This is a genomic window from Massilia sp. UBA6681, from assembly GCF_002454935.1.
Lineage (GTDB): Bacteria > Pseudomonadota > Gammaproteobacteria > Burkholderiales > Burkholderiaceae_D > Telluria > Telluria varians.
Window position 1 is genome coordinate 1 of the sequence record NZ_DKJX01000030.1, and the last position, 11888, is coordinate 11888.

The 11888-nt window shown below is 64.5% G+C and carries 14 protein-coding genes and 2 pseudogenes; 3 read left to right on the plus strand and 13 right to left on the minus strand.

Going from position 1 to position 11888, the window contains the following annotated elements; all coding sequences use genetic code 11:
* Both B2R83_RS03985 and B2R83_RS03990 read right to left on the minus strand, forming a co-directional pair.
* Positions 1-354: sigma-E factor negative regulatory protein (locus tag B2R83_RS03985; protein WP_292038377.1), on the minus strand; the 354-nt coding region annotated here is incomplete at its 3' end.
* Between the two features lie 59 nt (positions 355-413).
* Positions 414-1024 (minus strand): annotated as a pseudogene (locus B2R83_RS03990) (sigma-70 family RNA polymerase sigma factor).
* Between B2R83_RS03990 and B2R83_RS03995 the strand changes: the two are divergent.
* Complete coding sequence (locus B2R83_RS03995) at positions 938-1135, plus strand: hypothetical protein (protein ID WP_292038391.1); 198 nt, start codon at positions 938-940, stop codon at positions 1133-1135. The pseudogene B2R83_RS03990 and the gene B2R83_RS03995 sit on opposite strands and share 87 nt — an antisense overlap.
* Before the next feature lie 224 nt (positions 1136-1359).
* Here B2R83_RS03995 and B2R83_RS04000 read toward each other — a convergent pair whose 3' ends face one another.
* The 9 genes from B2R83_RS04000 to B2R83_RS04040 form a co-directional block, all read right to left on the minus strand.
* Positions 1360-1713, minus strand: coding sequence for a hypothetical protein (locus B2R83_RS04000; protein ID WP_292038378.1), 354 nt, complete (start codon positions 1711-1713; stop codon positions 1360-1362).
* A 159-nt stretch (positions 1714-1872) separates the two neighbouring features.
* Complete coding sequence (fabF, locus tag B2R83_RS04005) at positions 1873-3123, minus strand: beta-ketoacyl-ACP synthase II (RefSeq protein WP_027863714.1); 1251 nt, start codon at positions 3121-3123, stop codon at positions 1873-1875.
* 32 nt (positions 3124-3155) lie between these two features.
* The gene (gene acpP, locus B2R83_RS04010) at positions 3156-3395 is read right to left on the minus strand and encodes an acyl carrier protein (RefSeq protein ID WP_020653257.1); all 240 of its coding nucleotides are present in this window, start codon (positions 3393-3395) and stop codon (positions 3156-3158) included.
* A 170-nt stretch (positions 3396-3565) separates the two neighbouring features.
* Complete coding sequence (fabG, locus tag B2R83_RS04015; protein ID WP_292038384.1) at positions 3566-4303, minus strand: 3-oxoacyl-ACP reductase FabG; 738 nt, start codon at positions 4301-4303, stop codon at positions 3566-3568.
* A gap of 38 nt (positions 4304-4341) precedes the next feature.
* Positions 4342-5292, minus strand: coding sequence for an ACP S-malonyltransferase (gene fabD / locus B2R83_RS04020; RefSeq protein WP_292038385.1), 951 nt, complete (start codon positions 5290-5292; stop codon positions 4342-4344).
* 165 nt (positions 5293-5457) lie between these two features.
* The gene (locus B2R83_RS04025) at positions 5458-6444 is read right to left on the minus strand and encodes a beta-ketoacyl-ACP synthase III (RefSeq protein ID WP_292038386.1); all 987 of its coding nucleotides are present in this window, start codon (positions 6442-6444) and stop codon (positions 5458-5460) included.
* A gap of 25 nt (positions 6445-6469) precedes the next feature.
* Positions 6470-7498, minus strand: coding sequence for a phosphate acyltransferase PlsX (gene plsX, locus B2R83_RS04030; RefSeq protein WP_027863718.1), 1029 nt, complete (start codon positions 7496-7498; stop codon positions 6470-6472).
* A 194-nt stretch (positions 7499-7692) separates the two neighbouring features.
* Entirely contained in the window at positions 7693-7875 is a 183-nt protein-coding gene (rpmF, locus tag B2R83_RS04035) for a 50S ribosomal protein L32 (RefSeq protein ID WP_005666806.1), read from the minus strand.
* Positions 7876-8094: 219 nt separating this feature from the next.
* Positions 8095-8592 (minus strand): YceD family protein, encoded by a 498-nt coding sequence (locus tag B2R83_RS04040; RefSeq protein WP_036207394.1) that lies wholly within the window; start codon positions 8590-8592, stop codon positions 8095-8097.
* 175 nt (positions 8593-8767) lie between these two features.
* Here B2R83_RS04040 and B2R83_RS04045 point away from each other — a divergent pair, with 175 nt between their 5' ends.
* The gene (locus B2R83_RS04045; RefSeq protein WP_292038388.1) at positions 8768-9382 is read left to right on the plus strand and encodes a Maf family nucleotide pyrophosphatase; all 615 of its coding nucleotides are present in this window, start codon (positions 8768-8770) and stop codon (positions 9380-9382) included.
* A gap of 22 nt (positions 9383-9404) precedes the next feature.
* On the plus strand, positions 9405-10154 hold the full coding sequence (locus tag B2R83_RS04050) for an SAM-dependent methyltransferase (protein WP_292038389.1): 750 nt from the start codon (positions 9405-9407) through the stop codon (positions 10152-10154).
* A gap of 68 nt (positions 10155-10222) precedes the next feature.
* On the opposite strand, the gene B2R83_RS04055 is transcribed toward B2R83_RS04050, so the two are convergent.
* Together B2R83_RS04055 and B2R83_RS04060 are read right to left on the minus strand one after the other, a co-directional pair.
* Positions 10223-11488 carry an EAL and HDOD domain-containing protein gene (locus tag B2R83_RS04055; RefSeq protein ID WP_292038390.1) on the minus strand — a complete coding sequence of 422 codons (1266 nt, stop codon included), beginning with the start codon at positions 11486-11488 and terminating at the stop codon, positions 10223-10225.
* A 120-nt stretch (positions 11489-11608) separates the two neighbouring features.
* Positions 11609-11888, minus strand: a pseudogene (locus tag B2R83_RS04060) (hypothetical protein); the annotation flags it as partial.

The window sequence follows — 11888 nt, forward strand, 5'->3', positions numbered from 1 at the left end:
CGGTGCCGCGCCCTGCCCGGCCATCTTGCTGCCGCCCAGCGATTCCGCCCCCGCCACGACCGCCGGTGCGATCGCCGCCAGCGCATCGGCCGCTGTCGCCGGGCGCCCTGCCGCGCGCCGCAGCGGCGTCGGTTCGGCGGCCAGCCGGTCGGCCAGGCGCAGCGAGAAACCGGGCGAGAGTTCCGCCTCGAGCGGCTCGGCGCGCAAGGCGTCGCCAATGCGGTGGTAGAGATCCCATGTCTGCCGCCCGTCCGCATCGCGCAGGGCCGCCAGCGCGAGCTCGAGGTCGGCGTCCGGCAGTTCGCCGTCCGCAAAGGCCGATATGTATTCGCGTATCTTCTTGTTCGTGTCCATCTAGTAACCCGTCGACGTCAGTCTGTTTGTGTTGTCCCGTCTCTGCACGATCCTGCTACCTACCGACGTTTGTCAACCGGGAAATCGAGCAATGGGCGCAATTTCTCAGCAATGACTTCGCGTGCACGGAAAATCCGGCTGCGTACGGTTCCTATCGGACACGCCATCACCTCGGAGATTTCTTCGTAGCTCAATCCTTCTATTTCTCGCAGAACAATTGCCGTTCGCAATTCCAGCGGCAGTGCTTCCATCACCGCATTGACTGTGTGGGCAATCTGCTTGCTCGCCAACACCGATTCGGGTGTGTTTATGTCGCGCAAGCTCTCTGCGTCATCGAATCCCTCTGCCCGCTCGGCGTCGGCCTCGGTGGAGGTCGGCGCACGGCGGCCCTGTGTGANNACCGAGCTGGAGTGGCGGCCGCCGGGGGGGGGGGGGGTCCCCCCGGGGGGGGGGGGGGCGCACGGCGGCCCTGTGTGACCAAGAAATTCTTGGCCGTGTTGATTCCGATGCGATACAGCCAGGTGTAGAAGGCGGAATCGCCGCGGAAATGGCGCAGCGCGCGGAAAGCCTTGATGAAGGTCTCTTGCACGACATCTTCGGCTTCCGCCGGATCGTGCACGAGACGCGACACCAGGCGCATCAGGCGGCGCTGGTACTTGGCCACGAGCAGGTCGAACGCGGCCCGGTCGCCAGCCTGGACGCGCTCCACCAACACCTGATCTCCCTCGCGTTCTGTCGTCACGGACCCTGCCCCATCGGCTGCAACGGCCCTCCTGCATAAGAGTTGGCCCGCTGCAATAAGTTCAAAGTATTTTGTGCTCCGCCGCTGACCCGCCCCCAGCCTGGACGCCGGCGCCGAGCGCCACCGCCAGGGCACGAAATTCCTCCGGCGGCAGGCTGTCCGGCAGGACGGCGACGGGCGTGCCCAGGGGTGCGCGCGACCCAGGCCTGCGGTGTAGCCGCCAGCCCCGCGCATCCTCGTTCGCCGCTCCGACAGCGCCGCCGTCAGCCCCCCTCCAGGCACAGCATCAACATCCGCGGCCACAGCGTGGAGCCGGCCGACAGCCTCGCCGGTAAGCCTTCGCGTTTGTCCTGCCGCACACCCTGTTGTACCGTCAGGCGTAGCTGGCCGGGTCCAGAAATATCAATGCGATGCACCGTTGCAGCACGCAGCGCGGCATGCAGCACGCATGCTGCTGCGAACAGCAGCGCAGCCGCCACACAGGGCGCGGCCGCGAAGCGCGCGGACGTGGCGAAGCCCACGGCGCACGCGGCCGCGAACAGGGAAGCGCCGAAGCCGGCGAGCAGGCAACGCAGGCGGCGCGACGGCGCAATGACGACGCTCAGCGCGATCGACATGGCTCTTTGGCGAGAAAAGGAAAGGGCGCCGCAGCCCGGGGGCGACGGAGGAGGTACGGGGGGGATTGCGCAGGACCGAACGACGACGGCTGCAGGGCGCCCATTCCGGTTAGACCGGAATGGGCGTGGTCTGGTTCAGACCCGCTTGTCAGATTATCTTCAGACTTTTGCGAAGACCAGGGTACCGTTGGTACCGCCGAAGCCGAAGGAGTTCTTGACCGCGTAGTCGATCTTCATGTCCCGCGCCGTGTTGGCCACGAAGTCCAGGTCGCACTCCGGATCCTGGTTGAAGATGTTGATCGTCGGCGGCGACACCTGGTTGTGGATCGCCAGCACGGTGAACACCGATTCCAGGCCGCCCGCGCCACCCAGCAGGTGGCCGGTCATCGACTTGGTCGAGTTCACGACGAGGCCGGTCTTGGCGTGGTCGCCGAAGACGCGCTTGATGCCGCGCACTTCCGCCACGTCGCCCAGCGGCGTCGAGGTGCCGTGCGCATTGACGTACTGGACTTCGCCGGCGTTCAGGCCCGCGTTCTTCAGTGCCGCCACCATGCAGCGTGCCGCGCCACTGCCATCCTCGACCGGCGAGGTGATGTGGTTGGCGTCCGCGCTCATGCCGAAGCCGATGACTTCCGCATAGATCCTGGCGCCGCGTGCGACCGCGTGTTCGTACTCTTCGAGCACCATCACGCCGGCACCCTCGCCCAGCACGAAGCCGTCGCGGTCCTTGTCCCACGGACGGGACGCGGTGGCCGGATCGTCGTTGCGGGTCGACAGCGCGCGTGCCGAGGCGAAGCCGCCCAGGCCCAGCGGCGACACGGTCGATTCCGCGCCGCCGGCGATCATCACGTCGGCATCGCCGTACTCGATCAGGCGAGCGGCGGCGCCGATGCAGTGCAGGCCGGTGGTGCAGGCGGTGACGATCGCCAGGTTCGGGCCACGCAGGCCGAATTTGATCGAGAGATCGCCCGAGATCATGTTGATGATCGATGCCGGCACGAAGAAGGGCGAGATGCGGCGCGGGCCGCGATTCATGTACTCTTCCTTGGTGGCTTCGATCATCGGCAGGCCGCCGATACCCGAACCGATGGTCACACCGATGCGGTCCGCGTTTTCCTCGGTCACGACCAGGCCGGAATCCTGCAGGGCCTGGATGCCGGCTGCCATGCCGAAATGGATAAAGCTATCCATGTTGCGACCTTCCTTGCCAGGCAGGTAGTCTTCCACCTTGAAGTTCTTCACTTCACCGGCGAAATGCGTCGTGAACGGCGTCGCGTCGAACTTGGTAATGTTGGCAATGCCCGACTTCCCGGCCAGCGCCGCGTCCCACGCCTCGGCAATGGTGTTGCCGATTGGTGAAATGCAGCCCAGGCCGGTAACGACGACACGGCGGTTGCGTGAACGGCTCAAGCGATTCTCCCAGAAACTTTTAAAGCGACAGCTTAGGCCTTGACGTGCGCGGTGGCGTAGTCGATGGCTTGCTTGACGGTGGTGATCTTCTCAGCCTGCTCGTCAGGGATTTCCATTTCGAACTCGTCTTCCAGTGCCATCACCAGTTCCACGGTGTCCAGCGAGTCAGCGCCGAGGTCGTCAACGAACGAGGATTCGATTTTGATGTCTGCTTCTGCAACACCCAGTTGCTCAGCGACGATTTTTTTAACGCGTTGTTCGATATCCGACATGTTATGGCTCCATTAAGGTATGTGTTGCGGAAAGTGCGCGCATTTTATCAGGTTTGCGCGATGAAAAACTACTTTCGGCGATTACCGCTAATTCCACCGAAATTACTGCCAAAAGAGGCGAATCCGCCGGATTATCTTCGCGAGCGAAGACAATCCGGCATTCTAGCGCCTTAATTCATGTACATGCCGCCATTCACGTGCAGCTCGGTGCCCGTGATATAGGCCGCGGTCGGGCCGGCCAGGAAGCTTACTGCGTGGGCGATGTCTTCCGGCTGGCCGAGGCGGCCCAGCGGAATCTGGCCCAGCAGTGCGCTGTGCTGGTCGTCGCCCAGCGCCTTGGTCATGTCGGTGTCGATGAAGCCCGGCGCGACGCAGTTGACGGTGATGTTGCGGCTGCCGATCTCGCGCGCCAGCGCGCGGGTCATGCCGGCCACGCCGGCCTTGGCGGCGGCGTAGTTCATCTGGCCCGGGTTGCCCGAGGCGCCCACCACCGAGGTGATGTTGATGATGCGGCCGTGCTTGGCCTTCATCATCCCGCGCAGCACCAGGCGCGACAGGCGGCCGACGGCGGTCAGGTTGGTGGAAATGACGCTGTCCCACTCCTCGTCCTTCATGCGCATGGCCAGGTTGTCCTGGGTGATGCCGGCATTGTTGACAAGGATCGACAGGCTGCCGAAGCCCTTCTGCACCTCGTCGACGACGGCGCCGCACTGGGCCGCGTCGGTCACGTTCAGGACCACGCCCTTGCCGCCGAATTCAGCCAGGTAGGCGCTGATCGCCTCGGCGCCGGCCGCGCTGGTGGCGGTGCCGACGACCTTCGCGCCCTGGCGCGCCAGTTCCAGCGCGATGGCCTTGCCGATACCGCGCGATGCGCCGGTGACAAGGGCGACTTGGTTCTCCAGATTCATGCTATTCCTTTTCTTTGGTGTTGATCTCAAGCCGCCCTTCAAGCCGCACTGAGCGAGGCCAGCACGCGTTCCAGCGCAGCCTGGTCCACCAGGGCCTCGCCGACCAGCGCCGCATCGATGCGCTTGGCCATGCCGATCAGGGTCTTGCTCGGGGCGCATTCGATGACCTGGGTCACACCCTCCGACGCCATCTTCTGCATGGTCTCGACCCAGCGCACCGGACCGGCGGCCTGGCGCACCAGCGCGTCCTTGATCGCGGCAGGATCGTGCAGGATAGCGACGTCGACGTTGTTGATCAAGTCGATCTGCGGCGCCGAGAAAGCGATGTTCTCCATGTAGTCGCGCAGGCGGTCCGAAGCAGGCTTGAGCAGCGGGGAGTGGAACGGCGCCGACACCGCCAGCTTCATGGCGCGCTTGGCGCCCTTGGCCTTGGCGATCTCGCAGGCGCGGTCGATCGCGCCGGCGTGGCCGGCGATGACGATCTGGGTCGGCTCGTTGAAGTTGACGGCCTCGACCACTTCGCCCGCATTTTCCCCGCCTACGGCTTCCAGGCAGACGGCGCGCACGTCGTCGGCCTGCAGGCCCAGCACGACGGCCATGCCGCCCTGCCCGACCGGCACCGCGTCCTGCATAGCCTGGGCGCGGAAGCGCACCAGCGGCACCGCGTCCTTGAACTGAATGACACCCGCGGCGACCAGGGCCGAGTATTCGCCCAGGCTGTGGCCGGCAACGATGGACGGCAGCGGGCCGCCGGCGGCGATCCAGGCGCGGTACACGGCGACCGCGGCGGTCAGCATGACGGGCTGGGTGTTGGTGGTAAGGTCGAGGTCTTCCTTCGGGCCTTCGGCGATCAGCTTGCCGATGTCGAAGCCGAGGGCCTCGGAGGCCTCTGCGACGGTCTGCTCGACGACCGGGTTGCCGGCGAAGCCGTTCAGCATGCCGACGGCCTGGGCGCCCTGGCCCGTAAACAGGAATGCGAATTTGCTCATGTTCTTGTTCTCTCTTTCGAATATGGGCGGCCACCGAAACATCCGCGCCGCCACGATTCGTAGGGTGGGCGGCTCCGCCGCCCACGCGGTGATAGGTAGCGGCAATATCATCGCGCCCGACCCGATAACAATCACCGCGTGGGCGGGAGATCCGCACACCCTACATTACATGCGGGCGAGCACCGCGCCCCAGGTGAAGCCGCCGCCGACGCCTTCCATCAGCACATTGTCGCCCTTCTTGATGCGGCCGTCGCGCACGGCGCAATCGAGCGCCAGCGGGATCGAGGCGGCCGAGGTGTTGCCGTGCTGGTCGACGGTGACGACCATCTTTTCCATCGGCAGCCCGAGCTTCTTGGCGGTGCCCTTCATGATGCGCAGGTTGGCCTGGTGCGGGATCAGCCAGTCGATGTCCGAAGGCTGCATCTTGGCGTGCTCGAGCGCTTCCTTGGCGACTTCTTCCAGCACGGTGACGGCCAGCTTGAACACCGCCGGGCCATCCATGTACAGGAAGCCGCTGCCGGCCACGGCGCCGCCGGCCAGGTTGCCCGGGATCGACAGGATGTGCGACTGGCTGCCGTCGGCGTGCAGCTTGGTGGCCAGCACGCCAGGCTCTTCCGAGGCTTCCAGCACCACGGCGCCGGCGCCGTCGCCGAACAGCACGCAGGTGGTGCGGTCGGTGAAATCGAGGATGCGCGAGAATACTTCGGCGCCGATCACCAGCACGCGCTTGTACACGCCGGCGCGGATGAAGGCGTCGGCGGTCGAGACCGCGTACACGAAGCCGCTGCACACGGCCTGCACGTCGAACGCGGCGCTGTTATTCAGCATGCCGAGCTTCTGCTGCAAGATGCAGGCGGTGCTCGGGAAGCTGCCGTGGAAGTCGGGGGTCGAGCTGGCGACGATCACCAGGTCGATGTCGGCAGGCAGGCAGCCGGCCGCTTCCAATGCATTGCGCGCGGCCTTCACGGCCAGGTCGGAGGCGTTCTCGTCGCTGGCGGCGTAGTGGCGGCTCGAAATGCCGCTGCGGGTCACGATCCATTCGTCGGAGGTCTCGATCCCCTGCTCGGCCAGCTGGGCCGCGAGTTGATCGTTGGTGACGCGCTTGGCCGGCAGGTAGCTGCCGGTACCGGTGATCTTGCTGTAGACAGTCATCTGTTCCACCATCCTGCTGGTTTGGTCAAGCCTGGCGCTGCTGGGCGTCGGGCGGGGGCGGCATCAGTTCGGCGATCAGGGCCGACAGCTGCTCTTGTACGTCGTATTTGGCGGCGTCGTAGGCGCGCTTGATCGCCCATTCGAAGGCGAAGGCGTTGGCGCCGCCGTGGCTCTTGAAGACCAGGCCCTTCAGGCCGAGCAGGCTGGCGCCGTTGTAGCGCTCCGGGTTCAGCTTCTTGAGCGACTTGCGGGCCAGCAGCGCGCCGGCCATCGACAAGATATTTTCCGTGAACACGGATTTGACGAAGCGCGACAGGCCTTCGACGGCCTTGAGCGTGACGTTGCCGACGAAACCGTCGCACACGACCACGTCCACCGTGCCCTTGAAGATGTCGTTGCCTTCGACATTGCCGTGGAAATTCAGTTTGCCGCGCTCGTGGTCGGCCTTGAGCAGCTGGCCGGTGGCCTTGACCACGTCATTGCCCTTGATTTCCTCGGTGCCGACGTTCAGCAGGCCGATGCTCGGGCGCGGATTGTTCTCCATGGCCGAGCACAGCACCGAGCCCATGATGGCGAACTGGTGCAGGTGGTGCGGTTCGCAGTCCACGTTGGCGCCCAGGTCGAGCATGTAGGTCGGGCCGCCCTTCTGGTTGGGCATGATCGAGCAGATCGCCGGACGGTCGACGCCGGCCATGGTCTTGAGCACGTAGCGCGAGACGGCCATCAGGGCGCCGGTATTGCCGGCCGAGACGCTGGCATTGGCGCTGCCGTCCTTGACCAGCTCGACCGCCACGCGCATGGACGAATCCTTCTTCTTGCGCAGGGCGATCTCGAGCGGGTCGTCCATGGTGACGACCTCGGTGGCGTTTTTAACGGTGATGCGGGCGTTCGACTCGGCGCCATGCTTCTTGAGCTCGGCGCGCAGGACGTCTTCGAGACCCACCAGGATGAGGTGGACGTCAGCTTGTTTTTTTAGAAACGAGACGGCTGCCGGAATGGTAACTGAGGGGCCGTGATCGCCGCCCATGCAGTCAATGGAAATTGTGATTGTCATTTGTCGGGGGATGCCGGCTCACGCGATGCGGGCGGCAAGTTGGGATGGGGCATGGCGCGTAGCCAGCCGCTGTCCGCGCAATTCAAAATGACGGAGTGCAAAGTTGTTGCAGCCGCTGAAAACGGAAAAGAAAAAGCGGCGCCACGCAGACATACGTTGCACCGCTTCCATGGTACTAAAGGACAAGACGTCGATTACTCGTCGTTCTTGGTCTTCAGGACTTTACGGCCACGGTAGAAACCGTTCGGGCTGATGTGGTGACGCAGGTGGGTTTCGCCGGTGGTCGGCTCGACTGCCAGGTTCGGTGCGGTCAGGAAATCGTGCGAACGGTGCATGCCGCGCTTCGACGGGGACTTCTTATTCTGCTGAACTGCCATGATGACTCCTAATACATAAGTTCTAAAATTCTAACACATTCGATTTGCAAATACTTGCAGATCGAGTATCCCGGCGGCAATTTCTTATTCATCCATCGCCGACATGTTTTAACGCTGCTACATCAACTGCCTACTGCCATACTCGACTACTGCACGCGTTTGACACGTTCTTTCAGTCGTACTGCGGGGGTGCTGCGGTACTACTTGATTCTGTACTGCTTATTCGGACTTGAGATTTTTCAGTGCCGCGAACGGCGAGACCTTCTCGGTCTTCAGGGCGTCCAGGAGCTTGGTGTCCGGACATACCTCATGCTTCGGTGCCTGCGGCAGGGCCAGCAGGGCTTCGTCTTCCAGCAGCTGGCGGATATCGCACTCGCGGCTGCCGACGATCACGTCGATGCTCTCGTCGTCGAGGACTTCCTCGATCCCGTCCGCATCTTCGTCGTCCTTGCCGAGCACCAGCATGGTGGACGAATCGATTTCGTAATCCATCGGTGTCAGGCAACGCTGGCAGACCAGCTTCACGGGACCGGCGACCGCCAGGGTCATCGATGGGTAGCCCTGCTTGGTCAGGCCGCCGTCGATCGACCAGTGGATCTCGCCGGACTTGTCGGCGCAATCGGCGGCCAAACGGGTCATCTCGGCGACAGGGGTCGTGCCCTCGCGGTGTCCGCTATTCCGGCAAAACTCGAAGGCGTCAATGACAAAAGCGCTCATTTGGAAAACTTCCCCGGAAAACCTGCGATAATAACAGGCTTCTCCCCGCAGAGTCAAAGACTTACGTCGTTTTTGAGCGCTGCGCGTTGCACCCGATATGATTTATCGGGTTTACTTGACGGAGATATATGATCTATTAGCTTAGCTTATAGTTTTCCTTATTCGCCAGACCGCAATGATACCAAGTTCGGCGCCTTCGCGCCTCATTCTTGCCTCCAGTTCCGCTTACCGGCGCGAGCTGCTGTCGCGCCTCCAGCTGCCCTTCGAGGCGATCGCACCCGACATCGACGAAACACCCCGCCCCGGCGAAGCGCCGCAGGACACCGCCCTGCGCCTGGCGCGCGAGAAGGCGGCTGCGGTGGCGGCGCGCGCTCCGGGTGCGCTGGTGATCGGCTCCGACCAGGTGGCGACGCTCGACGGCATGCAGATCGGCAAGCCTGGCGACCATGCGCGCGCGCGGGCGCAACTGCAGCTGATGCGTGGGCGCCGCGTGGTCTTCCATACGGCACTGTGCCTGTGGGACAGCCGCGTGGCCGACCCGCTGCAAGCCGCCCAGGTCGAGAATGTGCAGGTCTTCGTGGACTTCCGCGACCTGCCCGATGCCGAGCTGGATGCGTACCTGGCAATCGAGCAGCCCTATGACTGCGCCGGCAGCGCCAAGAACGAGGGCCTGGGCATCGCCCTGCTGGAACGGATCGAGTCAAACGACCCGACCGCCCTCACCGGCCTGCCCCTGATCGCCCTGACCGGCATGCTGCGCCGCGCCGGCGTTTCCTTCTTCGGCGTGTAATACCACTTATTTTTTCTCAACGATGCCCGGCACCCTTTACCTGATCCCGAACACCCTTGGCCCCACCGACGCCTCCTCCGGCGCCCTCTCCGCCCTGCTGCCGACGCAGGTGCAGGCCCTGACCTCCAGGCTCGACTACTTCGTCGCCGAGAACGCCAAGACCGCGCGCGCTTTCCTGAAACTGGTCGCCATCGACCATCCGCTGTCCAGGCCCTTGCAGGAAATCGAGATCGCCGAACTGAATGTGAACACGCCGCCGGCCGCGCTCGCGCAACTGTTGCAGCCGCTCCTGGCGGGACGCGATGCGGGACTGGTGTCGGAAGCGGGCGTGCCGGCCGTGGCCGACCCGGGGGCGGACCTGGTGCGCCTGGCTCACCAGCACGGGATTCCGGTGCGTCCGCTGGTGGGGCCGTCCTCGCTGCTGCTGGCGGTGATGGCGAGCGGCCTGAACGGCCAGAGCTTCGCCTTCAACGGCTATCTGCCGACCGACGCGACCCAGCGCACCAAGCGCATCGGGCAGCTGGAGGGGCGTTCGCGCAGCGAGAAGCAAACGCAACTGTTGATCGAGACGCCGTACCGCAACGGGCAGATGCTGGAGGCCCTCGTGAGCGCCTGCCAGCCGGGAACCCTGATTTGCGTGGCAACGGATCTGTCGCTGGCGAGCGAATCGGTCCGCACGCTGACGGCGGCGAAGTGGAAGGCGGCGCTGGCGGCCGGCAAGGGGCCGGATTTTCACAAGAAGCCGACGGTGTTCCTGTTCCTGGCGCAGTAGGGTGGACGGCTTCGCCGTCCGCGCGTTCAACTCAGATATGCGCTGCGGCGACGTCGACTACCCACGAATCAATGCACTTCATGGGTAAGTTCCCTCACCCAATCAAAGGCCTTCAGCTCGATCTCGCGAATCTGCGCCACCGACAGGCCGAGTTTGCGCAGCGCGTTATACAGCTTGCAGCCGCCCTCCGCCGCCTCGAGCAGCTCGGCCACGCGCAGCATGGTCCCGAACTCCCCTTCACGGTCGAGCAGCGCCATGCGCACGTCGTCCGCCACCTCGACGTTGTCGAGGATGTCGCGCATCTGGATCGAGAACAGCGCATCGGCCAGCGACATGATCCCCACCGTGAAGGCGCGATCGGCCCTGGCCGCATCGTTCGGATAGCGCGCCAGGGTCATCAGCTCGAGCAGCTTGCCGCGCGTGGTGGCCAGCTGCAGCAAGGGCGAAGCCAGCTCGACCCCGCCCGCGGTCGTGTACAGCAGGATCTGCAGCCAGCGCTGCAGCTGGCGCCGTCCGAGCTGGTGCAGCGCCTGCGACAAGGACTCGATCTGCGGCCCCGGCGCCGCGCGGCTGTTCACCAGGCGCAGCAGGTTCAGGCTGATCAGGGCGTCGCGCTTGACCGCGGTTTCGATCACCTGGGCGTCCGCATCCGAGCTCAGCAGCTCCAGCAGGCGCAGGATCGTCATTTCCGAGGGCGTGATCTTCTTGCCCGATAAGATGACCGGACGAGCAAAGTAATAGCCCTGGAAGTATTCGAAACCGAGCTCCATGCACAGCTTGAATTCGTCGATGGTCTCGACCTTTTCAGCCAACAGTTTCTTGCCGGTGGACTTGAGCGAGCACACCAGGTCCTTCAGCGCTTCCGGCGGCACCAGCTTGACGTCGACCTTGATGACGTCGACCAGGCCGACCAGGCGGTCGAGCTCGGGCGAATGCTCGACCACGTCGTCGACCGCGAACTTGAAACCGAGCTCTTTCAGCTCGGCGACACGCGCCAGCAACTGCCGGGTCGGCTTGACCGTTTCCAGGATTTCGAGGATAACCTTATGCGGAGGCAGGAAGCGTACGAAGTCGCTCATCAGGACGACCTCGTCGACGTTGACGAAGGCGAGCTGCTCGCCGACCACCTGCTCCATGCCCAGCTGCGAGGCGTGCGAGATCACCGCCGCCGTCGCCGCAGCGTTGTCGGTCAGTTTCGCATCGTCGTCCTCGCCGGCGGCACGGAACAGCAGCTCGAATGCCACGAGATGCTGGTCACGGCCGAGGATAGGCTGACGTGCGAGAAAAAAATCGTTGGACGGCACGGATGCCGCTGCCGTTGCTTCGGCATGCATCTACAAAACTCCTGGAAACTGTTTCGGCCCGGATAGACGCGCCGGACAGGCGCGAACGCCTGCCTCGGAGACTATACTACAAGTCCGACACTATTAGCATTTTTATATCGAACTTGCGGATCAGCGCTTGCCGCCGCCCTTGCCGCCACTGCGTGGACCAGCCGGCCGCGGACCCGCGGTGCGCGGTCCGTTGGTGCGCGGACCGTCCGCGCGCGGCGCTGCCGAGCGTGCACCCGTGGCGCCGCCCGCGGCAGACGGACGCTTGCCTCCCTCGCCCGCCCCGCCCGCCTTGCCCTGGACGCTGCCGTCCGGGTGCCAGACGCGGCGCGCACCCGTCTTCGGCGCGGCCGGCGCCGCCTCTTCGCCCTCACGCACCATGCTCTGGCCTGGCAGGCGCCGG